The 22,364-nt window shown below is 64.6% G+C and carries 20 protein-coding genes; 7 read left to right on the plus strand and 13 right to left on the minus strand.

What is annotated here, in order from left to right:
* Nucleotides 1-107: 107 nt before the first annotated feature.
* From glpX to PHE40_RS04605, 4 genes are read right to left on the minus strand one after another with little or no spacing between them, the layout of a single operon-like run.
* On the minus strand, nucleotides 108-1,097 hold the full coding sequence (gene glpX / locus PHE40_RS04590; protein ID WP_299958674.1) for a class II fructose-bisphosphatase: 990 nt from the start codon (nucleotides 1,095-1,097) through the stop codon (nucleotides 108-110).
* 12 nt (nucleotides 1,098-1,109) lie between these two features.
* Nucleotides 1,110-2,399 (minus strand): homoserine dehydrogenase, encoded by a 1,290-nt coding sequence (locus PHE40_RS04595; protein ID WP_299958677.1) that lies wholly within the window; start codon nucleotides 2,397-2,399, stop codon nucleotides 1,110-1,112.
* On the minus strand, nucleotides 2,396-3,616 hold the full coding sequence (locus PHE40_RS04600) for an LL-diaminopimelate aminotransferase (RefSeq protein ID WP_299958679.1): 1,221 nt from the start codon (nucleotides 3,614-3,616) through the stop codon (nucleotides 2,396-2,398). Before PHE40_RS04600 ends, PHE40_RS04595 begins: the two co-directional genes overlap by 4 nt.
* Before the next feature lie 39 nt (nucleotides 3,617-3,655).
* Complete coding sequence (locus PHE40_RS04605; protein WP_299958682.1) at nucleotides 3,656-4,258, minus strand: hypothetical protein; 603 nt, start codon at nucleotides 4,256-4,258, stop codon at nucleotides 3,656-3,658.
* 154 nt (nucleotides 4,259-4,412) lie between these two features.
* Between PHE40_RS04605 and PHE40_RS04610 the strand changes: the two genes are divergently transcribed.
* From PHE40_RS04610 to PHE40_RS04630, 5 genes are all read left to right on the plus strand, one after another.
* On the plus strand, nucleotides 4,413-6,209 hold the full coding sequence (locus tag PHE40_RS04610; RefSeq protein ID WP_299958685.1) for an alpha/beta hydrolase: 1,797 nt from the start codon (nucleotides 4,413-4,415) through the stop codon (nucleotides 6,207-6,209).
* A gap of 80 nt (nucleotides 6,210-6,289) precedes the next feature.
* Nucleotides 6,290-7,357 (plus strand): glycosyltransferase, encoded by a 1,068-nt coding sequence (locus tag PHE40_RS04615; RefSeq protein WP_299958688.1) that lies wholly within the window; start codon nucleotides 6,290-6,292, stop codon nucleotides 7,355-7,357.
* Complete coding sequence (locus PHE40_RS04620) at nucleotides 7,347-8,675, plus strand: O-antigen ligase (RefSeq protein ID WP_299958691.1); 1,329 nt, start codon at nucleotides 7,347-7,349, stop codon at nucleotides 8,673-8,675. The genes PHE40_RS04615 and PHE40_RS04620 overlap by 11 nt, the downstream gene beginning before the upstream one ends.
* A 71-nt stretch (nucleotides 8,676-8,746) precedes the next feature.
* Nucleotides 8,747-9,793: a glycosyltransferase gene (locus PHE40_RS04625; protein WP_299958693.1), complete on the plus strand. Its 1,047-nt coding sequence runs from the start codon at nucleotides 8,747-8,749 to the stop codon at nucleotides 9,791-9,793.
* Between the two features lie 46 nt (nucleotides 9,794-9,839).
* Entirely contained in the window at nucleotides 9,840-10,802 is a 963-nt protein-coding gene (locus PHE40_RS04630; RefSeq protein ID WP_299958694.1) for a GTP-binding protein, read from the plus strand.
* A 156-nt stretch (nucleotides 10,803-10,958) separates the two neighbouring features.
* Here the strand turns inward: PHE40_RS04630 and groL are convergent, their stop codons facing one another.
* The 9 genes from groL to apaG all read right to left on the minus strand — a co-directional run bounded on the left by groL (nucleotide 10,959) and on the right by apaG (nucleotide 19,627).
* On the minus strand, nucleotides 10,959-12,611 hold the full coding sequence (gene groL / locus PHE40_RS04635; protein ID WP_299958695.1) for a chaperonin GroEL: 1,653 nt from the start codon (nucleotides 12,609-12,611) through the stop codon (nucleotides 10,959-10,961).
* Nucleotides 12,612-12,638: 27 nt separating this feature from the next.
* On the minus strand, nucleotides 12,639-12,956 hold the full coding sequence (gene groES, locus PHE40_RS04640) for a co-chaperone GroES (RefSeq protein WP_299958696.1): 318 nt from the start codon (nucleotides 12,954-12,956) through the stop codon (nucleotides 12,639-12,641).
* Between the two features lie 183 nt (nucleotides 12,957-13,139).
* Nucleotides 13,140-14,015, minus strand: a complete 876-nt coding sequence (locus PHE40_RS04645; RefSeq protein WP_299958697.1) for a 3-hydroxybutyryl-CoA dehydrogenase — start codon at nucleotides 14,013-14,015, stop codon at nucleotides 13,140-13,142.
* Nucleotides 14,012-14,941, minus strand: a complete 930-nt coding sequence (locus tag PHE40_RS04650; RefSeq protein WP_299958698.1) for an electron transfer flavoprotein subunit alpha/FixB family protein — start codon at nucleotides 14,939-14,941, stop codon at nucleotides 14,012-14,014. Before PHE40_RS04650 ends, PHE40_RS04645 begins: the two co-directional genes overlap by 4 nt.
* Before the next feature lie 2 nt (nucleotides 14,942-14,943).
* Nucleotides 14,944-15,693: an electron transfer flavoprotein subunit beta/FixA family protein gene (locus PHE40_RS04655; RefSeq protein WP_299958700.1), complete on the minus strand. Its 750-nt coding sequence runs from the start codon at nucleotides 15,691-15,693 to the stop codon at nucleotides 14,944-14,946.
* 206 nt (nucleotides 15,694-15,899) lie between these two features.
* Nucleotides 15,900-17,066: a pyridoxal phosphate-dependent aminotransferase gene (locus PHE40_RS04660; RefSeq protein ID WP_299958703.1), complete on the minus strand. Its 1,167-nt coding sequence runs from the start codon at nucleotides 17,064-17,066 to the stop codon at nucleotides 15,900-15,902.
* A 21-nt stretch (nucleotides 17,067-17,087) separates the two neighbouring features.
* Nucleotides 17,088-18,275: a gamma-glutamyltransferase gene (locus PHE40_RS04665; protein ID WP_299958706.1), complete on the minus strand. Its 1,188-nt coding sequence runs from the start codon at nucleotides 18,273-18,275 to the stop codon at nucleotides 17,088-17,090.
* A gap of 100 nt (nucleotides 18,276-18,375) precedes the next feature.
* Nucleotides 18,376-19,008, minus strand: coding sequence for a GTP cyclohydrolase I FolE (folE, locus tag PHE40_RS04670; protein WP_408838576.1), 633 nt, complete (start codon nucleotides 19,006-19,008; stop codon nucleotides 18,376-18,378).
* Nucleotides 19,009-19,222: 214 nt separating this feature from the next.
* On the minus strand, nucleotides 19,223-19,627 hold the full coding sequence (apaG, locus tag PHE40_RS04675; RefSeq protein ID WP_299958711.1) for a Co2+/Mg2+ efflux protein ApaG: 405 nt from the start codon (nucleotides 19,625-19,627) through the stop codon (nucleotides 19,223-19,225).
* Between the two features lie 192 nt (nucleotides 19,628-19,819).
* Here apaG and PHE40_RS04680 point away from each other — a divergent pair, with 192 nt between their 5' ends.
* A complete protein-coding gene (locus PHE40_RS04680; protein ID WP_299958714.1) occupies nucleotides 19,820-21,514 on the plus strand; it encodes a tetratricopeptide repeat protein in 1,695 nt (564 codons plus the stop codon).
* A complete protein-coding gene (locus tag PHE40_RS04685) occupies nucleotides 21,514-22,359 on the plus strand; it encodes a 4-(cytidine 5'-diphospho)-2-C-methyl-D-erythritol kinase (protein ID WP_299958717.1) in 846 nt (281 codons plus the stop codon). The genes PHE40_RS04680 and PHE40_RS04685 overlap by 1 nt, the downstream gene beginning before the upstream one ends.
* Nucleotides 22,360-22,364: the final 5 nt, after the last annotated feature.

Here is a 22,364-nt window from a genome sequence, read left to right on the forward strand (position 1 = left end):
TGCGCCCCAATTTGTACGGGTTTGGTGCCAAAATGGAATGATATGGCTGATCCGGGAGACGCCGGGTTGCGCGGACATGTGCTGAAACGGCGAGGGGGCTTGCGCCCCTACATCTCGGGCGCCCAGGTTTTGGTTGCGAAGTTGTGATGTGCCTCGACGTAGCGCACGGTGCCTGATTTGCTGCGCATGACGATGGAATGGGTGAAGGCGCCGGCACCTTCACGGCGCACGCCCTTGAGCATCGGGCCGCCGGTGACGCCGGTGGCGGCGAACATGACGTCGCCTTTGGCCATGTCCATGATATTGTAGATGCGGTTGGGGTCGCTCACACCCATGGTGCGGGCGCGCGCGATCTGCTCCTGGTCCTCGAACAACAGCTTGCCCTGCATCTGGCCGCCGATGCAGCGCAACGCGGCGGCGGCCAGCACGCCCTCCGGCGCGCCGCCGGAGCCGAGATACATGTCAATCCCGGTGAAGGACTGGCTGACGGCGATGACGCCGGCGACGTCGCCGTCGCCGATGAGGGTGATGCGCGCGCCCGTTTCGCGGATTTTCGCGATGATTTCGGCGTGGCGCTCGCGGTCGAGCATGCAGATCATCAGGTCGGAGATGTCAATTTTTTTGGCGCGGGCGAGGTTTTTGAGGTTCTCGGCCACGGGGGCGTCAAGTGAGACCACGCCTTCGGGCAGGCCGCCGCCGACCGCGATTTTTTCCATGTAGATGTCTGGCGCGTGGAGGAAGTTGCCGCGCTCGGCCAGGGCCACGGTGGCGATGGCGTTGGGGCCGCCCTTGGCGGTGATGTTGGTGCCTTCCAGCGGATCGACCGCGATATCCATATGCGGGCCGCCGAGACCGACTTTTTCGCCGATGAAGAGCATCGGGGCTTCGTCCATCTCCCCCTCGCCGATGACCACGGTGCCGCTTATGGCCACGGTGTCAAACGCTTTGCGCATGGCTTCCACCGCCGCGCCGTCGGCTTCGTTTTTTTTGCCGCGGCCGATCCAGCGCGAGGCGGCGATGGCGGCGGCCTCGGTCACGCGGACGAGTTCCAGGGCAAGGTTGCGGTCGGAGACCTCTCCGAGGCGGGGTGCGGTCATGGCTTGTCTCTCTTATTTGGGTTCGATGCGGATGAGGGCGGGGGGTTCTTGCACGCAATCCAGCTTGGCGATGCGCGCGATGGCGGCGCTGATGGCGGCTTCCACCGTGTCATGCGTGACCAGGACGATGGGCACCGCCTCGCCGGGCTTGCGCCCGTGTTGCAGCATGGATTCGAGCGAGATGCCGTGTTCGCGCAGGATGGCGGTGACATCGGCGAGCACGCCGGGCTGGTCGGTGACCATCAGGCGCAGGTAATAAGCCCCGGTGAGGGCGGCGATGGCGACCGGGCGCGAGGGCGCCAAGGCCGACTGGGCGGCGCCCCAGACGGGGATTTTACTGCCGCGCGCGATGTCGATCAGGTCGGCCACGACCGCGCTGGCGGTGGGGCCGGCGCCAGCGCCGCGGCCCTGGCAGAAGACGGGGCCGGAGAAATCGCCCTCCATCAGCACGGCGTTGAACACGCCCTCCACCGCGGCGAGGAGCTTGCTGACCGGCACCATGGCCGGGTGGACGCGCATGGAAACGCCCGCCGGGGTTTGCTGTGCGATGCCAAGCAGCTTGATGCGGTAGCCGAGTTCCTCGGCGAAGCTGATGTCCAGCGCGGAGATGTGACGGATGCCCTCGATATGCACGGACGAGAAATCAACGTTCTGGCCAAACGCCAGGGCGGCGAGGATGGTGAGTTTGTGGGCGGCGTCCACGCCGTCAATATCGAAGGCGGGGTCGGCTTCGGCGTAGCCGAGCGCTTGGGCGTCGGCCAGGACTTCGGGGAAGTCGCGGCCTTCCTCGCGCATGGTGGTGAGGATGTAGTTGCAGGTGCCGTTGAGGATGCCGGCGACGCGCGAGACGCGGTTGGCGGCGAGGCCCTCGCGCAGCACCTTGATGACCGGGATGCCCCCGGCGACGGCGGCCTCGAAGCCGAGCGGGAGGCCGGCGGTCTCGGCCGCGGCGGCGATGGCGGCGCCGTGCACCGCGAGCAGCGCCTTGTTGGCGGTGACCACGGGGCGGCCGGCGGCGATGGCGGCTTCCACCAGGGCTTTGGCCGGGCCGCTGGTGCCGCCGATGAGCTCGACCACGACATCGACATTAGGGTCGGTAGCGAGGGAGAGGGCGTCCTCGTGCCAAGTGATGCCGGCGAGCGCGATGCCGCGGTCTCGTGATTTGTCCCGCGCGGAGACAGCGGTGACGCTGATGGGCCGCCCGGCGCGCGCGGCGATGAGGGCGGCGTTTTCAGCCAGCAGGCGCACGGTGCCGGCGCCGACGGTGCCAAGGCCGGCGATGCCGGCTTTAAGCGGGGTCATTGGCCGTCTTCCAGGGCGATGTCATCAGCGGGAACGGTGCTGTCCGTGGTGAGGAAATGACGGATGTTGCGCAGGGCCTGACGCAGGCGGTGGGTGTTCTCAACCAGGGCGATGCGGACGTGGGAGTCACCATATTCGCCGAAGCCGATGCCAGGGGCGACGGCGACCTTGGCTTTTTCCATCAGCAGCTTGGAGAATTCCAGGCTGCCCAGATGGGCGTAGCGCGGCGGGATCGGTGCCCAGGCGAACATGGAGCCGGCGGGGGAGGGGACATCCCATCCAGCGGCGTGCAGGCCCTTGATGAGAATATCCCGGCGTTCCTTGTAGAGGGCGCGCATGTCGTCCACGCAATCCTGCGGGCCGTTGAGGGCGGCGGTCGCGGCGACCTGGATGGGGGTGAAGGCGCCGTAGTCAAGATAAGACTTCATGCGCGTGAGCGCGGTGATGAGGCGCGGGTTGCCGGCGCCAAAACCCATGCGCCAGCCGGGCATGGAATAGGTTTTGGACATCGAGGTGAACTCGATGGTGATGTCCTTGGCGCCGGGAACTTCCAGCACCGAGGGCGGGGGCGTGCCTTCGAAATAAATTTCGGCGTAGGCGAGGTCCGAGATGATGAACAGCTCGTTCTTTTTCGCCAGCGCCACCAGCTCCTTGTAGAAATCAAGGCTGGCCATGTGGGCGGTGGGGTTGGAAGGGTAGTTGACGATGAGCGCCGTGGGTTTTGGCACGGAGTGGCGCACCGCGCGGTCGATGGCGCGCAGCATGTCTTCGCCCGGCTCGGCGGGGATGGAACGCACGGAGGCGCCGGCGATGATGAAGCCGAACTGGTGGATGGGGTAGGAAGGGTTGGGGACCAGGATGGTGTCGCCCGGGGAGGTGATGGCGGCGGCGAGGTTGGCCAGCCCCTCCTTGGAGCCGAGCGTGGCGATGACTTCGGTGTCAGGGTTCAGTTTTACGCCGAAGCGGCGGTCATAATAGGCGGCGAGCGCGCGGCGCAGGCCGGGTATGCCCTTGCTGGTGGAGTAGCGGTGGCTGCGCGGGTCCTGCACGGTCTCGACGAGTTTGGCGACGATATGCGGCGGCGTGGGGCTGTCCGGGTTGCCCATGCCGAGGTCTATAATGTCCTCCGCGATGGCCCGCGCCTTGGCTTTGGCGGCGTTCACCTCGGCAAAGACATAAGGGGGCAGGCGGCGGATGCGGTGAAACTCTTCGGTCATGGAACGCTCAAGGTCTCTCTGTAAGGGGTTGGTGGAGGCTTAATATACCAATTGCACGAAGCCGCCAGAACCAGAGGGCTGGGCCACGAGTTTTATCGCACTTGCGGGGACGCCGGCGGCGGTGAGGGCCTCGCCCAGGCGCTGCGCGCGGGCAAGCGCGAGGGCGAAGGAGCTGCCGAAACCACCGGCGAGGATGTGCGCGTTGCTGGCCTTGGCGTGCGCCGCGGCGATTGCCCTGACGCGCTCCGCGGCGATTGCCCTGATGGGGGCGAGCGCGGCCGCCGGCAGAAGGGCCGAGCCGGGGGGGAAGGCCAGCGCCACTGGCGGGCCATTGGGTGGCGGCGCGGGCGGGGCGGGCGCAGCGGCGGGCGGGGGAGCGGCGGGCCGGGTGAGTTCAAGCCCTGGGATGTTGGGCAGCGGCGGCGGGGCGGCGGGCAGTTCCAGCCCGGCCAGCGCACCCGGCGAGGGCGGAGTGACGCCGGGGGTGTTGGCGCGCGCGCGCGCGGCGATGGCGGCTTGCGCGCCGGGCGCGGCTGGCGGCGGGGCTTGCGGCACATCGGCGAGATTGGGGTAGGGCTGGTCCGCTCCTGGCGGGGGTTGCCGGTTTTGGGCAATCGCGCCACCTTCAATGCTGTGGTACAAACCTAACGAACCAGAACAACCGCCCAAGAACAATGATAGAACAACAGACACCGCAGAACCAAGCCGCCGAAATATCATCAGGATTTTCTCCGCAAGCAAAAACGCATATCAGCTGTTTGCCTGAGAACTGCCGCCACGGAAAGGATAGCCATAAATGAAGCAAACCACCGGACAGAACGAAACCGACATAAAGCTGCCGGATGCCGGGCAGTTGGGGTGTTCCATGGCCGATATCGCCTTGCGTTCGCAGCGGCTGGTGAACGAGTGGCTGCGCCGCCAGGCACAGGAGGGCTTGGAGCTGGATCCGCTGAATGTGGGGGGCGCGTTTTTGGAGATGACCAGCAAACTGCTCGCGAATCCGGGGCAGATGGTGCATGCGCAACTGGGGTTGTGGCGCGATTATATGACGCTGTGGCAGAATACGACACGGCGGATTATGGGCATGGAATCGGAGCCGGTGATCCAGAGCGACCCGAAGGACAAGCGATTCGCAGACCCGGCATGGCAGCAGAATGAAATTTTCGATTATATCAAGCAGTCATATCTGCTCTCGGCGCGCTACATCAACGATGTGGTGACTCATGTGGACGGTCTGGAGCCCAAGACCGCGCAGAAGATTGATTTTTACGCCCGCCAGTTCATCAATGCGCTCAGCCCCAGCAATTTTGCCCTGACAAACCCCGAGGTGCTGCGCCGCACACGCGAGACGGGGGGGGAGAATCTGGTGAAGGGGTTGAGCAACCTGCTGAGCGATCTGGAACAGGGGCGGGGCAATCTGCGGATCAAGATGGCTGATACCGAGGCCTTCAAGGTTGGCGGGAATATCGCGGTTTCGGAAGGCAAGGTTATCTACCAGAACGAGCTGATGCAGCTGATCCAGTACAGCCCGGCGAGTGAGACGGTGTTTGCCCGGCCGGTGGTGATTTTTCCGCCGTGGATCAATAAATTTTATATTCTTGACCTGCGGCTGAAGAATTCGCTGGTGCGCTATCTGGTGTCCCAGGGGCATACGGTGTTCATGGTGAGCTGGGTGAACCCGGACGCCACGCTGGCGGACAAGAATTTTGATGACTACATGGCGGAGGGCGTGCTCGCGGCGCTGGATGCGATCGAGAAAGCCACCGGGATGCGCGAGGTGAACGCCATCGGCTATTGCCTGGGGGGGACGCTGCTGGCTTCCTCGCTGGGGTATATGAAGGCGACCGGGGATGAGCGGATAAAGACCGCGACGTTTCTGGTCACGCTGACCGATTTCACCGATGCGGGGGAGCTTGGCGTGTTCATCGATGAGGAGCAGCTGAGCAGCATCGAGGAGAAGATGTTCAAGAAGGGATATCTGGAGGGTGCTGAGATGGCGGCCACCTTCAATATGCTGCGCGCGAACGATTTGATCTGGAGTTTTGTTGTTAACAACTATTTGCTCGGCAAGGAGCCGTTTCCCTTCGATCTGTTGTACTGGAACTCGGACGCGACGCGCATGCCGCCTGCGATGCATTCGTTTTATTTACGCAATATGTATCAGAAGAACCTGCTCGCGCAGCCGGGCGGTATCGTGATGAAGGGCGTGCCGGTGGATCTGCGCAGGATTGATATTCCGGTTTATTTTCTCTCCTGCCGGGAGGACCATATCACGCCCTGGACCAGCACCTACAAGGGGGCGTTGAATTTTGGCGGCCCGGTGCGTTTCGTGCTGGCGGCCTCGGGCCATATTGCGGGCGTGGTTAACCCGCCCGAGGGGGGCAAGTATAATCATTTCATCAATACTGAACTGCCGGTAAATCCGGATGAATGGTTCACCGGCGCGACTGAGGTTGGCGGCTCCTGGTGGCCGGACTGGCAGCGCTGGGTGAGCGGGTTTGACAGCACCAGGGTGCCGGCGCGAATCCCCGGCAAGGGGAAGTTGAAGGCGATCGAGAATGCGCCGGGGCGCTATGTGCAGGTGCGGGCGTGAGGGGTTTGTGAAGGCGGGCGTCTGCCTGTAAGGCACGGTATAAGCGGCCATTACCGGCTTGGCTGGCAGGGGTTTTTTGAATGCGCGTTCTGCATGTGATGGCGGGCAAGGGCAATGGCGGGGCCGAGTTGTACTCGACCGATGTGATGCTCAGTCTGCATGAGGCGGGGATTGACCAGTGTGTGGTGATGCGCCCGGATGCGCCGCGCGCGGGCGAGCTGGCGGCTGCCGGGCTGCGCATGGCGCCGGGGGTGTTGGCGGATTCGTTTCGCCCGCTGCAATGGTGGCGGATGCGCCAGCTGATCGCGCGCGAGAAGCCCGATATCATCCATTGCTGGATGCGCCGGGCGGTGAGCCTGGTGCCGGTTGCGGCGCGGCGGCGGGCGGAGGTGATCGGCTGGTTCGGCGATTATGAGGAGTTGCGGTATTTTGGGCATTGCACCCGCTTTGTGGGGGTGACGCGCGATTTGGTGCGGCATATGCGCGAGGCCGGCGTGGCGGCGGCGCGCGCGGCGTATATCCCGACGTTTCCCACCGTGGATGACGCCCCGGCGATTGACCGTGCAACGCTGGTGACACGGCCGGAGGCGCGGGTGCTGCTCACGCTCTCGCGGCTGCATCCGGTGAAGGGGCTGGACACCATGCTGCATGCGCTGGCGTTTCTGCCCGACTGTGTGCTCTGGATCGCGGGGGACGGGCCGATTCTGGCTGAGTTGCAGGCTTTGGCCGAAAGGCTGGACGTGGCGGGACAGGTGCGGTTTCTGGGCTGGCGGACTGACCGCGGGGCCTTGCTGCGCGCGGCCGATGTGTGTGTGCTGCCCTCGCGTTACGAGCCGTTCGGGACTGTGATTCTGGATGCGTGGCAGGCGGGGACGCCATTTGTCGCCTGCGACAGCGATGGGCCGCGCGCCTATATCCGCAATGGCGAGAACGGCATGCTGGTGCCGGTGAATGACAGCGCGGGGCTGGCCGTGGCGATCCGCAAGGTGCTGGATGACAAGGCGTTGCGGGAGAAAATCGCGGCGCAGGGGCATGCGGAGTATCTGGCCGGATTCACCCGTGAGGCGGTGACGCGCCAATGGGTCGGCTATTATCAGGGCCTGATGGCGGCCAGGGACACCGGAGGAGCGGCCGTGCGTGCGCACTGAGCGGATGCATAAGGCCGCGCTGGCAGCGGCGCTGGTTGTTCCGTTGGGGCTGCTGCATGCCTGGGTGCTGGCGGAAATCTGTATCGGCCTGGTGGATGTTTTGTTTCTGCTCGAATGCGCGCGGGGGCGGGGCTTTGCCTGGGCGCGCCAGCCCTGGTTCATGGCCGCGATGCTGTGGTGGGGCTGGCTGTTGCTGTGCTCGCTGCCGCTGCCCGGGCTGGGGACCGGCGGGGCGGGCTGGCGCATGGGCTTTATGCAGGCACTGGTGATTCCACGGTTTTTTGTGTTCGTGGCGGCGTTGCAAGGCTGGGTGCTGACCACCCCGGGCGCGCGGCGGGCGGCGTGGTGGATGCTGGCGGCAGCATCGGTATGGATTGGCCTGGAGGCCTGGCAGCAATATCTCACCGGTAGAAATCTGTTTGGGGAGCATCGCTGGAGCGACGGCTCGCTGACCGGGCCGTTCCGCCGGCCGCGCGCCGGGGCGCTTTATGCACACTTGCTGTTTGCCACCATGCTGCCGCCGGTTATGGCGATGCTGGGCAGGCGGGAGGCCGGGTGGCGCGGGGTGGGCTGGCGCGCCGGGGCGGTTGGGCTCGCGGCGCTGGGGGTGGTGACCGCCGTGTTGATCGGCCAGCGCATGGGGGTGGTGCTGAGCGCGGTTGGCCTGACCGGCACGGCGCTGCTGGTGCCGCAACTGCGCCGGGTGGTGCTGGTGCTGGCGCTGGTGGCGGGGGCGGTGCTGCTGGCGACGCCGGTGATCTCGCCGCCGACCTATGCCAAGCTGGTCGGCGAGACATATGTTAACCTGCGCCATTTCACGCTCAGCCCTTATGGCGAATTGTTCACCCGCGCGAGCGTGATGGGGTTGCAGTCGCCCTGGCATGGCTGGGGGTATAATGGTTTCCGCGTGTTGTGCCCGCAGGCGCGCTTTGGCGGCGGGTTGCCGGCGCTGGGCATTGCGCCGACCGCGCTCGGGCTGGGGGCGTGCAATCTGCATCCGCATAATTTCTATTTTCAGGCGTTCGTGGATGCGGGGGTTCCAGGGCTGCTGCTGTTTATGGGCATGATCGCGGTATGGCTGACCACGCTGGCCCGCGGACTCTGGGGCAGGCCGGAGCCGTTGCGGGTGGGGCTGCTGATTGCGGTTGTCACCTTCGTGTGGCCGTTTGGCTCGGCCGACGAATTTCCTATTTTATATATGTCCGGCTGGCTGTTTTTTGTGTTCGGGCTGGCGCTGGCGGCAAGGGAAGAGGCGGTGGCCGCTGGGGGGAGGCGTTTGGCGGTTGACACATCCCAGCCGCTACGGCACCTCGGCTAAATGGTAAGATTTTCGCCGCATGAGCGCACTTTTTTGGAGTTTCCCGCTAATTTGAGGCGGGAATAGGCGCGATGCTGCGGATTGTTCATGTCGCGTATTTCCCAGTCTCGTTGAGCCGGCGCAATCAACATTCAGTGGAGATCAAGCTTTCCAACGGCTTCACCCGTAATGGCCATGCGGTGTTCAACCTTTCTGACCGCGATATCGCGCGCGCGGCGGGCTTTGGGCATTACCGGCTGGGGCGGCGCACGGCCAACCAGGTGTTGCGCGAGTTCTGCCGCGAGCACCGGCCGGACCTGCTGGTGCTGGGCCATGCGGATATGATCTGGGCGGAGACGATTGCCACGATTCGCGCGGATTTGCCGCAACTGCGGGTGGTGCAGTGGAATGTGGACCCGTTGTTCGAGCCGGGGAATGTGGCGCGGATTATGAATATGATCGATGTGGTGGACGCGACGCTGATTTCCACCGCGGGGCCGGCGCTGGAGCAATTCCGCAGGCCGGGCCGGCTGGCCGGGTTTTTGCCCAATCCGGTGGATGTATCCGTTGAGCGCGCGCGGATGGACCAGGTGGCGGCGCCGGCGTTTGATGTGATTTACGCCTGCGGCAATCCGCACCGGCCGTCGCGGGTGGTGTGCGGCCAGCCCTGGGATATGGAAGCGTTTACGCAAGCACTGCGCGCACAGACGCCGGGGGTGAGCATTTTGACGCCAGGGATGTTCGGCCAGAAGCTGCTGTTTGGCGCGGCGTATCAGGACGGGCTGGAGCAGGCGGGGATTGGGCTGAACATCAGCCGCCGCAGCGATTATTTTCTCTACAGCTCGGACCGGCTGGCGCATCTGATGGGCAACGGGCTGCTTGCCGCGATTGAACGGCAGACCGGCTATGATCGGCTGTTCTACGATGATGAGATGATTTTTTTCTCCTCGCTAGGCGAATTGGCCGAGAAACTGACGTTTTATGCGGGCGATCCGGTGGCGCGGATGGCGGCGGCGGCGGCGGGGCGGGCCAAATATATCGAGCTGTTCAACGAGCGGCTGGTTGCGGAATATGTGGTGGCGGCGGCGTTTGGCCGTGTGGCGCCGGGCGGTTATCCCTGGCCGGATGTTTTGCGCTAAAACTACCTATATAAAGGTCCAACGCAATGAAACTGGATGTTTGAATATGGCTGATTTGATTCCCGTGACCGTGCTTACCGGCTATCTGGGGGCGGGCAAGACAACGCTGCTGAACCGGATTCTGACCGAGCAGCATGGCAAGAAATACGCCGTGATCATTAATGAATTCGGTGAATTGGGTGTGGATAACGACCTTGTCGTGGATACGGATGAAGAAGTGTTCGAGATGAACAACGGCTGCATCTGCTGCACGGTGCGCGGCGATTTGATCCGCATTGTGAACGGGTTGATGAAGCGGGCGGATAAATTTGACGGGATTATCGTGGAGACCACGGGTTTGGCGAACCCGGCGCCGGTGGCGCAGACGTTTTTTGTCGATGAGGATGTGAAGGCGAAGACGCGGCTGGATGCGATTGTAACCGTGGTGGATGCTAGGCATTTTCTGGCCCGGCTGGAAGATTCACCGGAAGCGGCCGACCAGGTGGCATTTGCCGATGTGATTGTGCTGAACAAGTTGGACTTGGTGAGTCCGGAGGAACTGGCGAAGGTGGAGGCGCGGATCAGGAGCATCAACCGGTTCGCGCAAATTCATCATGCGACGCGCGGCGATGTGGCGATTGAGAAACTGCTCGGGCTGAACGCGTTCGATTTGCAAAGAGTGCTGGAGAGCGTGCCGGATTTTCTCGATGAAGATTCAGAGCATACGCATAACGAGCACCTGACGAGCATCTCCCTGGAATGCGCCGCGCCTTTGGATGCGGAGAAATTCCAGGCGTGGGTTGGGCATATTTTGCAGACGCAAGGGGCCAATTTGCTGCGGACCAAGGGGATTTTGGCGTATAAGAACGAGGACCGGCGGTTTGCCTTTCAGGCGGTGCACATGATCGCGGATGGGGATTTTATCGGCCCGTGGAAAGAGGGCGAAAAACGCACTAGCCGGATTGTGTTCATCGGGCGCGATTTGAACCGGCCGCAGCTGAGGCGCGGGTTTGAGAGCTGCGCCGCCTGAGCGCGCCGCCTGTTGGCACGGTGATGATAAAAGCCCCGGCGGAAACGCCGGGGCTTTTTTTTGAACCAAATGTTATGGGCTGGATTATTATGATAAGAGGGCGATTCACGCTTTCGGCTGCCACGCTTGCGCGCGGCAGCCTCAAACGATCGCGCTCTAGAAATCCATATCGCCCATGCCGCCCATGCCGCCCATGCCGCCGCCGGGCATGCCGCCGGCAGCTTTCTTCTCGGGGCGCTCAACCACACCGGCTTCGGTGGTGATGATCAGCGAGGCCACGGAAGCAGCATCCTGCAGGGCGGTACGCACAACCTTGGTGGGGTCGATGATGCCGGCCTTGACCATGTCCTTGAATTCGCCGGATTGGGCATCGAAGCCGTAGGAGTAGTCGTCCTTGTCCAGCACCTTGCCGGCAATGACCGCACCATCTTCGCCAGCGTTCTCGGAGATCTGGCGCAGGGGCACCTGGATCGCCTTGCGGACGATGTCGATGCCGACGCGCTGGTCTTCGTTGTCGAACTTCAGCTTGGCGAGGATGAGCGAGGCGCGGGCCAGGGCGACGCCGCCGCCGGGCACGATGCCTTCTTCAACGGCCGCACGGGTTGCGTGCAGGGCGTCGTCAACGCGGTCCTTGCGTTCCTTGACCTCAACCTCGGAAGCGCCGCCGACGCGGATGACCGCGACGCCGCCAGCCAGCTTGGCCAGACGTTCCTGCAGCTTCTCACGGTCGTAGTCGGAGGTGGTCTCCTCGATCTGCGCGCGGATCTGGGTGACGCGGCCCGTAATGTCGGCCTTCTTGCCAGCGCCTTCGATGATCGTGGTGTTTTCCTTCTCGATCAGAATCTTCTTCGCGCGGCCCAGCATGGCGAGGGTCACGGTCTCGAGCTTGATGCCCAAATCCTCGGAGATGACCTGGCCACCGGTGAGGATGGCGATGTCTTCCAGGATGGCCTTGCGGCGGTCGCCAAAGCCAGGGGCCTTGACGGCGGCGATCTTGAGGCCGCCACGCAGCTTGTTCACAACCAGGGTTGCCAGGGCTTCACCCTCGACATCCTCAGCAATGATCAGCAGGGGCTTGCCGGTCTGCACGATGGCTTCGAGCAGGGGCAGCATCGGCTGCAGGCCGGAGAGCTTCTTCTCGAAGATCAGGATGTAGGGGCTGTCCAGATCCGCGATCATCTTCTCGGGGTTGGTGATGAAGTAGGGGGAGACATAGCCGCGGTCAAACTGCATGCCCTCGACGACGTCCAGCTCGGTCTGGATGCCCTTGGCCTCCTCAACCGTGATGACGCCCTCGTTGCCGACTTTCTGCATCGCCTTGGAGATCATCTCGCCGATCTCGGTCTCGCCGTTGGCGGAAATGGTGCCAACCTGGGCGGTCTCGGAGGGGGTGGTGATCTTCTTGGTGCGCTTCTTGAGCTCTTCCACGACGGCGGCAACCGCCTTGTCGACGCCGCGGCGCAGGTCCATCGGGTTCAACCCGGCGGCCACGGCCTTGACGCCCTCACGCACAATCGCCTGGGCGAGCACGGTGGCGGTGGTGGTGCCGTCGCCGGCGAGGTCGTTGGTCTTGGAAGCGACTTCGCGGATCAGCTGCGCGCCGAGGTTTTCGAACTTATCGGCAAGCTCGATTTCCTTGGCGACGGTCACGCCGTCCTTGGTGATGCGCGGGGCGCCGAAGGATTTCTCGATGACCACGTTGCGGCCCTTGGGACCGAGCGTGACTTTAACGGCATTGGCGAGGGTGTCGACGCCGCGCAGCATGCGGTCGCGGGCATCAGCCCCAAAACGTACGTCTTTGGCAGCCATATGGTGATTCCTTAAATATGTGTTTTATCAGGCTTTTTTCTTCGCGGCGGCGGGCGCCTCGATGATGCCGAGAATGTCGGATTCCTTCATGATCAGCAGGTCTTCACCGTCGATCTTAACTTCGGTGCCGGACCATTTGCCAAACAGAACGCGGTCCCCCGCCTTGACGTCCAGGGCCACGACGGCGCCGGCTTCGTTACGCGCGCCAAGACCGGCGGCGACGACTTCGCCTTCCATCGGCTTTTCCTTGGCGGTGTCGGGGATGATGATGCCGCCTGCGGTCTTTTCTTCGGCGTTAAGCCGGCGGACCACAACGCGGTCGTGCAATGGGCGGAATTTCGCCATCGGGATCGCTCCTAAACTGATAAGTCTTAAAAGCTCAGCAACCTGTCCGGCCCGGCACGCGGCACCGCGGTTGCTAGCACTCCCTCGTTGAGAGTGCCAGCTTTCTAGAAGGTGGGCGAATGGAAGTCAAGAATATTGGCACTCATGGCGGAGGAGTGCCAAACGCGCCGCGCGGCCGCCTTGTCAGCGCGCCGGTTTTGGCGGGGTTACTGAATAATCGTAGAAACCGCGGCCGGATTTGCGGCCGTACCACCCGGCTTCGACGTATTTGATGAGTAGCGGGGCGGGGCGGTATTTGTCTTCGCCGAGGCCGTTGTGGAGCACGCGCATGACCTCCAGCAGCGTGTCCAGGCCGACGAAATCCGCCAGTTCGAGCGGGCCCATCGGGTGGTTGGCGCCGAGTTTCATGCCGGAGTCGATGGAGGTGACGGTGCCGACGCCCTCGGCCAGCGCGAAAATCGCCTCGTTGATCATGGGGCAGAGGATGCGGTTGACGATGAAGCCGGGGGCATCCGCCGCCGTGGCGATGGTTTTGCCCAGCGATTCGGCCAGTGCATAGATGGTGTTGTAGGTCTCATCCGAGGTGGCCATGCCGCGGATGACTTCCACCAGCTTCATCACCGGCACCGGGTTGAAGAAGTGCATGCCGATGAATTTATCGGCCCGGCCGGTGATGCTGGCCAGTTTGGTGATGGAGATGGAGGAGGTGTTGGAGGCGATGATGGTGTCCGCCCCGATGAGGGGAGCGAGCGCCTTGTAGATGGCTTCCTTGATCTCCTCGCGCTCGGGCGCGGCCTCGATGATGATCTGGGCGGTGCCGAGGGCGGTGTAGCTGGTGGCGGTGACAAGGCGGCTCAGCGCCTCGTCCTTCGCCTGGGCGGTGAGGCTGCCCTTGGCGATCTGGCGCTCCATGTTTTTGCTCATGGTTGCCAGGGCCTTGGGCAGGGCGGCTTCAAACGTATCCACAAGGGCGACATGATAGCCCGCGAGCAGGCAGGCATGGGCAATGCCATTGCCCATGAGACCGGCACCGATGACGCCAATATGCGTGATTTTCATAGCGCTTTTTCCAGCTCTGGCAGGATGGTGAAGAGATCTCCCACCAGGCCGTAGTCGGCGACCTGGAAGATCGGGGCGTCTTCGTCCTTGTTGATGGCGACGATGACTTTGGAGTCCTTCATGCCCGCCAGGTGCTGGATGGCGCCTGAGATGCCGACGGCGATGTAGAGATCCGGAGCGACGATCTTGCCGGTCTGGCCGACCTGATAATCGTTGGGGACGAACCCCGCGTCCACCGCCGCGCGGGAGGCGCCGACGGCGGCGCCGAGCTTGTCGGCCACCGGGTCCAGCAGTTTGGTGAAGTTCTCGCCGTTTTGCATGCCGCGCCCGCCGGAGATGATGATCTTCGCGGCGGTAAGCTCCGGGCGCTCGGATTTGGAGAGTTCGGAGGAGAGATATTTCGACTGCGCCGCCACGGCGGTGACGCTCAGGGTTTCAATGGCGGCGGAACCGCCTTCGGGGGCCGCGGGGTCAAACGCCGAGGCGCGCACGGTGATGACTTTTTGGGAGTCGGAGGATTTGACCGTGGCGAGCGCGTTGCCGGCATAGATCGGGCGGATGAAGGTGTCGGCATCGACCACGCCGGAGATGTCGCTGAGGGGCTGAACATCGAGCAGGGCGGCGACGCGCGGCAGCACGTTTTTGCCAGCGGCCGTGGCGGCCTGGAAGATGTGGGAATAATTTCCCGCGAGCGAGACGATGAGGGCAGCGAGCGGCTCGGCCAGGCCATGGGTCAGGGAAGCGTCGTCAGCTACCAGAACCTTTGCGGCGCCGGCGATTTTGGCGGCCGCGGCGGGGGCGCTGCCGACGCCCGCGCCTGCGACCAGCACATGGACTTCACCCAGCAGCGCCGCCGCGGCGACGGCCGAGCGGGAGGGTTGCTTGATGCCGTGGGCATCGAAGTCGAGAACGACGAGTGAGGTCATGATCAGATCACCTTCGCTTCATTACGGAGTTTGTCGAGGAGGGCGGCAACGTCGGCCACCTTGATGCCGGCCTTGCGAACCGGCGGCTCGGAGACGCTGAGGATGGTCAGGCGTGGCGCGGGGTCAACGCCCAGATCTTCGGGCTTCATCACGTCGATGGTTTTTTTGCGGGCCTTCATGATGTTGGGCAGCGAGGCGTAGCGCGGCTCGTTGAGGCGAAGGTCGGCGGTGATGACGGCGGGCAGGGTGAGGGCGAGGGTTTCCAGGCCGCCATCAACCTCGCGGGTGACGGTGGCGGTGCCATCGGCGATCTCAACCTTGGAGGCGAAGGTGCCTTGCGGCCAGCCCAGCAAGGCCGCCAGCATCTGGCCGGTGGCGTTCATGTCATCGTCAATCGCCTGCTTGCCCAGGAGGACCAGCTCAGCGCCTTCCTTGATCGCTAGCGCCTTGAGCATTTTGGCGACGGCCAGAGGTTCCAGCGCGGCATCGGTCTCGACCAGGATGCCACGGTCAGCGCCCATGGCCAGCGCGGTGCGGATGGTCTCCTGGCACTGGGTAACGCCCAGCGAGACGGCGACGATTTCCGTGGCGACGCCCTTCTCCTTCAGGCGGAGGGCTTCCTCGACGGCAATTTCATCAAACGGGTTCATCGACATTTTAACGCCGGCGGTTTCAACGGCCGTATGGTCAGACTTGACGCGGACCTTGACGTTGTAATCAACTACTCGTTTTACGGCGACCAGCAGCTTCATGGTTCTGTTCTCTACCTCGTTTATGGCGCTCTTGGCGGGCGCGTCACTGATATAGGATGTTATGGTGGCGGGAAAGTACTCTGGCACACAATCTTTGGTCTAGCACCCTGCGTCATTCATGACCCAGGGTGCTGCGCGCGGGTTGGTGGGCGGCGCGCGCTAAATATGGCCCTAGTGGGACACGGCATTTTCAATGACGTATCCCACTAGGATTGCTCGGGTTGGAGGCGGCACAGGCGGAAAATCGCCTCCTCTATGTCCGGTAAGGCGGCGCAGTAACTCATCCTGAAGAAATCTTGGCCCCTTTTGGCGTCAAAATCGTAGCCGGGTGTAGCGGCAATATCGGCTTCGTCAAGCAGCCGGGTGCAGAAGGCGGCGCTGTTGGCGGCGTGGCGGGCGCAGCTTGCGTAGAGGTAAAAAGCGCCGTCGGGCGGGGAAATTTGGCTGAAACCCGCGGTTTTCAGGCCGGTGAGCAGCATCTGGCGCGCGGTGGCGTAGCGGGCGCGGTTGGCCTCCAGCTCTGGCGCGCAGGCAAAGGCGGCCTGGGCGGCGAGCTGTGAAATATATGAGGGTGAGACGAAAAAATTGGCCGCCAGGCGCTCCACCGGGCGGACCAGCTCCTCGGGGCAAACCATCCAGCCGACGCGCCAGCCGGTCATCGAGAAGTACTTGGAGAAGGAGTTGATGACGATGGCGCTTTGCGAAAACTGAGCGGCGGAGGCGATTGGCTTGCCGTAGGTCAGGCCGTGGTAGATTTCATCGGAGATCAGCCGGATGCCGTTGGTGTGGCAGTAGCGCGCCAGGGCTTTGAGATCATCGGGGGCGAGCATGGAGCCGGTGGGATTGGCCGGGCTGGCGAGGATCAGGCCGTCGGGCTTGCGCGCCAGCGCATCCAGCATGGCGGGCGTGGGTTGAAAGCCGGTTTCGATGCCGCAGGGGAGGATCAGCGGCTTCAGGCCCAGCGCGGTGGCGATGTTCACATACGGCGGGTAATAGGGCGCGGCCAGGGCGATGGTGTCGCCGGGGTCAAACGCCGCCAGAAACGCCAGCGGAAAGGCGCCTGACGCGCCAAAGGTCACCGCGATGCGGGAGACCGGCACCTCGGTGGCGTACCAGCTCCGGATATGCGCGGCGATGGCCTCGCGCAGGGAGGGCAGGCCCAGGGCCTCGGTGTAGCCAAGCGTCTCACCACTGCGCAGCGCGGCCTCGGCGGCAAGGCGCGCGCCCATTGGCAGGCCGGTGCCGGGCTGGCCAACCTCCAGGCGCAGGATTTTGCGCTCGCCCGGCTGGCGGGCCTGCACGCGGGCGTTGGCCTCGGTGATGACTTCCATCACCCGGAACGGCGGAACCGCCCGGCCGGTGCCGATTTTCATGGCGGCGCGCCGCGGACCGGTTCAGCGCCCGCCGATGGCGAGGCCCTGGCCGTGAGGATCAGCGGTGGCGCTACAGCTGGCCTCGCCGCCGGGGACGCCGCGGGGGCAGGTGATGGCATTGGCGCGCGAGATGGCGCCCTGGCCGGTGCCGGTGGCGGTGGCGCGGAAGGTGCCGTTGCCGGTGTAGGTGACGCTGGCGGCGAGGATGGCCGGCTGGTTGGGGCGCGGGGCGGCGGCGAGCAGGATGCCGGTGCCGGGCGCGATGCGGCCGGTGCCGAAGAGGTTGTTCATGGTCACGGCGCAGCTCACGACACCGCCGTTTTTGTCCAGCGCGGAGAAGCTGGCGGTGGCGGGCTGCAAGCTGCCGGGGGCGGGGTTGGGCAGGGCGGCGGTGGTAAGGCCGCCGCTGGTGCTGAAGCTGGGGGCGGTGAATTCCGGGGTGCTGTTTACAATGTCTGACGCCAGGAGTCCGGCGCCGGCTTTATCAGCCGCGGTGGCGAATTTTTGCGCGTAGCTGCCGGCATAAAGCCCTTGAACGCCAAGCACGCGCAGCGATTCCAGCGTGGCGGCGAGGTCTGGCTGGACCAGATTGGCGCCTTCGGGAAGCAACGTGCCGCCTGGGGCGAATACGGCGGCGGCGGGGGGGTCTGCCATGATGGCGTTGCCGACGACCTGGAGGTCGGATTCGAGGGCCGGGGAGACCGGCGCACCGCCGGCGAGGCGCTCGGCCGGGACGATGACGCTGGCGGCGGGGAGCACGCCATAACGCGCTTGCAGGGCGAGCAGCCCGCGCGCGAGGGCAGGGACCGCGGCGGGGCGGTTGCCCGAAAGGCTTGCCGGGGCGCGGGCGGGGAACAGCAAAGCCACGGGCGGTTGGGCGTTGCCGCGGGCATCCGGCATTTTCACGATACAGGCGCCGCCGCCGCCAAGGCCGGCGCGCGAAGGCAGGGTGACGCTGAGCACGAAGCCGGCGGCGGCGGCGGCGTCTGCCGCGTTGCCGCCCTGGTTGAGGATCTGGCGGGCGGCAAGGGCGGCCTGGGGTTCGTCGGCCGTGGCGTAGCCGAACACGGTGGGGGTGGCGCCGTTCTGGCCGAGCCTGGCATTGGCGTTGCCGCCACCGAGCAGATGGCCGCAGCCGGAGAGCAGGAAGAGTGCCGCGAGGGCGGCTGCCCGGGAGGTGGTGACACGGGAAAGAGTCTGGCTACGCAAAATGGTTCGCCCCCAGGTTAAAACATCAGGTTAAAACGGCCGGATATGGTCCGGCCGTTGCTTAACGGCGAATGCGGCTTCGGGCAACTTGGGCGGGGTTTTAAGCTTCTACCGCGGTGCAGCTGCGCGGTGAGATCATCGCCAGGAATTCGCGCCGTGTTGAGGGGTCGTCACGGAAGGCGCCGAGCATGCGGCTGGTGACCATGCTGACCCCTGGCTTGTGGACGCCGCGGGTGGACATGCACTGGTGCCCCGCCTCGATCACCACCGCGACGCCGCGCGGCTGCAGCACGTCGTTGATGGTGTTGGCGATCTGGGCTGTGAGTTTTTCCTGGATCTGGAAGCGGTGGGCGTAGGCATCCACCACGCGGGCGAGTTTGGAGATGCCGACGACACGGCTGCCCGGCAGGTAGGCGACATGCGCCTTGCCGATGATGGGCACCATGTGGTGTTCGCAATGGCTTTCGATGCGGATATCGCGCAGGACCACCATCTCGTCGTAGCCTTCGATTTCCTCAAAGGTGCGGGCAAGCAGGGCGAGAGGGTCTTCACCGTAGCCGCGGAAAAATTCTTCATAGGAGCGCACGACGCGGCCGGGTGTATCAAGCAGGCCCTCGCGTTCAGGGTCTTCGCCAGCCCAGAGGAGCAGGGTGCGCACAGCGGATTCAGCTTCCGCGCGGCTGGGTTTTTTTGCGGCGCGCGGCGCCTTGGTGAGCTTTGCTTTGGATGTCACGACGTTCAAGGCGGGTCTCCGTCTGCGGTATTATCAAGGGCCTGAAGGGTCAGAATACTTCGTGGTACGATATACGATCCGATCCAGAATTTGGATCAGCGGGGCGGGGTGAGAGCAAGGCTGCGCGATGAAGCCCTAAACCGCCATATGGGGAAGAATGAACCCCTCCGCAACCCGTGAGGGCGGTGGTTGGCACCATGATGGCGCGATAAAGTTAATGGACCCTTGTGTTCTGGTGCGGACTGTCCAGGCTGAAGGCAGGGATTGCGATGTCAAACTGGCGGTCCTCGTCCACCGCGAGCATGTGGTATTGGCCGGTCATGAAACCGCTGGGTGTGGAGAGCGGCGTGCCGGAAGTGTACTCAAAGCTTTCGCCGGGCTCCAGCACCGGGGTTTCGCCGATCACGCCTTCGCCGTGGACATGCTGGCTGCGGCCGTGCGCGTCGGTGATGTGCCAGGTGCGGCGCAGGAGTTGTACGGTCAGGGGGCTCGCGTTCTCGATTGTGACGCGATAGGCCCAGGCGAAGCGCGCGGCTTCGGGGTCTGACTGGTCGGCCAGGTAGAAAACCCGCACCGTGACGGTGATGCCGGCGGTGGTTGCCTGAAAGCCTGGGGTCATGCGCGCTAAATCCTAGTGTCCCGATTCTGACGTTGGTGCCGGTAAAATTTATTCCCGGGCGGCGTGCTGGCTGGGTGTTTCCGGTGGAGCCGCCACCAGCTCGGCCAAGCCTAACGCAGCTGGGAATGGCTAACAAGCCGGAGTTGCAAACGCGCGCTTTGCCGGATCGGGTGGCGCTGCTACACCTGAGTAATGGATAGATTTTTGCTATTTCGCCGCCGTGGTGCCGTTGCTGCCTGCATCCTGCTTTCGGCCTGTGCGGCGGCGGGGCCTGGCGGGGCGGCAACCTACCCGCCGCCGAACCCCGCCTATGGCGCGTATCTGACGGGGCATTATGCCGCGGCCCGCAACGACCCGGCGGCGGCCGCGAAATATTTTGCGCGCGGGCTGCGGGCGGCCCCGGGAAACCAGGCGATGACCGGGGAGGGGTTTCTGGCCTCGGCGCAGGTGGGCGGCCAGCTGGCGCTGACGCTGGCGCCGCAGCTTCCCGGCAATATGCTGGCGGCGTTGCTGCTGGCCAACCAGGCCGCCATGCAGGGTGATTACGCGCAGGCGGCGGCGCTGTATGGCGCCTTGCCGCCGGATGACCTGCTGGGGCTGATCAAGCCGGTGCTGGTGGCGTGGTCCCGATTCGGCCAGGGGAATACCCAAGCGGCGCTGAACGCGTTGCAGCCGTACTTCAGCGCCGGAGCGTTTGCGCCGGTTTATGTGCTGAATGCCGCGCTGATCGCCGATGCGGGGCATGATGTGAGGGATGCCGCGCAGTATTACAACGCCGTGAGCAATGGGCAGCCTAACCTGCGGCTGGCGCAGATATTGGCGAGCTGGGAGGCGCGCCAGGGCGCGCAGGGCCTGGCGCAGCAGGAGCTGGCCACGCTGATGCAGGCGCATCCGGATTTGCAGATCGCGCTGCCGGGGTTGCAGGCGGTGATGGCGCGGCCCGTGGTGGCAAGCCCAGCGCAAGGGCTGGCGGAGGCGTATCTCACCCTGGCAGGCTCGCTCAACCAGCCTTCCGCCATGTTTCTGCGCGAGGTATTCCTGCGTTTTGCTCTGCAACTTCGGCCGGATTTAACCGCGGCGCGGCTGTTGCTGGCCAATACGCTTTCCGGCGGGGATGATCCGGCGGCCACGCCCACGCCGGTGATGTTGCAGAATGCGTTGGACGTGCTGGCGCCGGTGACGCAGCAGGATCCGCTGTTCGCGCCGGTGGCGATGCAGGAGGCGAATTTGCTGGCAAACCTGAACCGCCCGGCGGCGGCGGTGGCGCTGCTGGACAAGTTGATTGCGCTGAACCCGCAGGACCCGGGGCTGCTGGCCAATGCCGGGGATGTGTTGCGCGCGGCCAACCAGATGCAGGCGGCGATTCCCTATTACAGCAAGGCGATTGCGGCCGTGGGCACGCCACCGCCGGGGGCGGCTTGGTCGTTGTTTTTCGATCGCGGCATTTGCGAGGACAATGTGAGCGGCTGGGCAGCGGCGGAGCCGGATATGATGCAGGCATTGGCGCTGGGGCCGAACCAGCCGTATGTGCTGAATTATATCGGTTATACTTGGGCGATGCATGGCGAGAAGCTGGACCAGGCGCGGGCGATGCTGGAGCGCGCGGTGGCGCTGGACCCCAATGATGGCGCGGTGATCGACTCGCTGGGCTATGTGAACCTGAAGCAGGGCCATACGCAGACCGCGCTGGGGCTGTTGATACAGGCTGTGCAGCTGGACCCTGACGATGCCGAGGTGAACGGGCATCTGGGCGATGCGTTCTGGCAGGCTGGCGAGAAATTGCAGGCGGCGTATCAGTGGCAGCGCGCGCTTTCGCTGGGGCCGGATGCGAAGCTGGAGGCCGCGTTGAAGGCGATGATCAAACAGAATTTTCCCCCGGTCTCGTGATGCCAAGGCGTTTTGCGCCGGCGAAGGTGAATTTGTTCCTGCATGTCACCGGCAGGCGGGGGGATGGGTATCATCTGCTGGACAGCCTGGCGGTGTTCCCCGCCGTGGGGGATGTGGTGAGCGTGGTGCCGGGCGAGGCGCTGACACTGAGCATCACCGGGCGGTTTGGCGGCGTGTTGCGGGCGGAGCCGGATAATCTGCTGCTGCGCGCGGCGCGGGCGCTGCGGCCGGAGGGGCATGCGGGGCTTTTGCTGGAGAAGAACCTGCCAGTGGCTTCGGGCATTGGCGGCGGCTCTGCCGATGCGGCGGCGGCGCTGCGCCTGTTGGCGTGCTATTGGGGCATTGAGACGCCGCTGGAGGGCGTTGCCCTGGAGCTGGGGGCGGATGTGCCGGTGTGCCTGGACTCAAAGCCAGCGCGGATGGGGGGCATTGGCGAAATTTTGTCCCCCGCGCCGCAACTGCCCCGATTCGGCATGGTGCTGGTGAATCCGGGTGTGGCGGTGCCCACGCCTGCGGTGTTTCGCGCGCGCCAGGGTGGTTTCACGCCCCCGGCGGCGCTGCCCGCCGGCTGGGTGGATGCGGCGGGCATGGCGGCTGATCTGGCGCGATGCACGAATGATTTGCAGGCGGCGGCGATTGGGATTCAGCCGGTGATCGGGCAGGTGCTGGAGGTGCTGGCGGGGCTGCCGGGCGCGCTGCTGGCGCGCATGAGCGGCTCGGGCGCCACATGCCTCGCGATCTTCGCCACGCCTGAGGCCGCCACGGCGGCGGCGGCGGCGATAAACCAGCCGGGCTGGTGGTGTTGGGGTGGGGGGCTTTACGACCCGGCCCTTGCCGACATATGAGCAGG

Origin of the sequence: Acidocella sp., from assembly GCF_028687955.1 — a bacterium.
Classification (GTDB): Bacteria; Pseudomonadota; Alphaproteobacteria; order Acetobacterales; family Acetobacteraceae; genus Acidocella.

Excerpts from the sequence above, each read along its gene's own strand:
- PHE40_RS04645 (WP_299958697.1), bottom strand. The coding sequence starts at position 14,015 with ATGAAAATCACGCATATTGGCGTCATCGGTGCCGGTCTCATGGGCAAT.
- PHE40_RS04650 (WP_299958698.1), bottom strand. The coding sequence starts at position 14,941 with ATGACCTCACTCGTCGTTCTCGACTTCGATGCCCACGGCATCAAGCAA.
- groL (WP_299958695.1), bottom strand. The coding sequence starts at position 12,611 with ATGGCTGCCAAAGACGTACGTTTTGGGGCTGATGCCCGCGACCGCATG.
- PHE40_RS04610 (WP_299958685.1), top strand. The coding sequence starts at position 4,413 with ATGAAGCAAACCACCGGACAGAACGAAACCGACATAAAGCTGCCGGAT.
- groES (WP_299958696.1), bottom strand. The coding sequence starts at position 12,956 with ATGGCGAAATTCCGCCCATTGCACGACCGCGTTGTGGTCCGCCGGCTT.
- PHE40_RS04680 (WP_299958714.1), top strand. The coding sequence starts at position 19,820 with ATGGATAGATTTTTGCTATTTCGCCGCCGTGGTGCCGTTGCTGCCTGC.
- PHE40_RS04630 (WP_299958694.1), top strand. The coding sequence starts at position 9,840 with ATGGCTGATTTGATTCCCGTGACCGTGCTTACCGGCTATCTGGGGGCG.
- PHE40_RS04595 (WP_299958677.1), bottom strand. The coding sequence starts at position 2,399 with ATGACCCCGCTTAAAGCCGGCATCGCCGGCCTTGGCACCGTCGGCGCC.
- PHE40_RS04685 (WP_299958717.1), top strand. The coding sequence starts at position 21,514 with ATGCCAAGGCGTTTTGCGCCGGCGAAGGTGAATTTGTTCCTGCATGTC.
- PHE40_RS04655 (WP_299958700.1), bottom strand. The coding sequence starts at position 15,693 with ATGAAGCTGCTGGTCGCCGTAAAACGAGTAGTTGATTACAACGTCAAG.
- PHE40_RS04660 (WP_299958703.1), bottom strand. The coding sequence starts at position 17,066 with ATGAAAATCGGCACCGGCCGGGCGGTTCCGCCGTTCCGGGTGATGGAA.
- PHE40_RS04615 (WP_299958688.1), top strand. The coding sequence starts at position 6,290 with ATGCGCGTTCTGCATGTGATGGCGGGCAAGGGCAATGGCGGGGCCGAG.
- PHE40_RS04600 (WP_299958679.1), bottom strand. The coding sequence starts at position 3,616 with ATGACCGAAGAGTTTCACCGCATCCGCCGCCTGCCCCCTTATGTCTTT.
- glpX (WP_299958674.1), bottom strand. The coding sequence starts at position 1,097 with ATGACCGCACCCCGCCTCGGAGAGGTCTCCGACCGCAACCTTGCCCTG.
- apaG (WP_299958711.1), bottom strand. The coding sequence starts at position 19,627 with ATGACCCCAGGCTTTCAGGCAACCACCGCCGGCATCACCGTCACGGTG.
- PHE40_RS04625 (WP_299958693.1), top strand. The coding sequence starts at position 8,747 with ATGCTGCGGATTGTTCATGTCGCGTATTTCCCAGTCTCGTTGAGCCGG.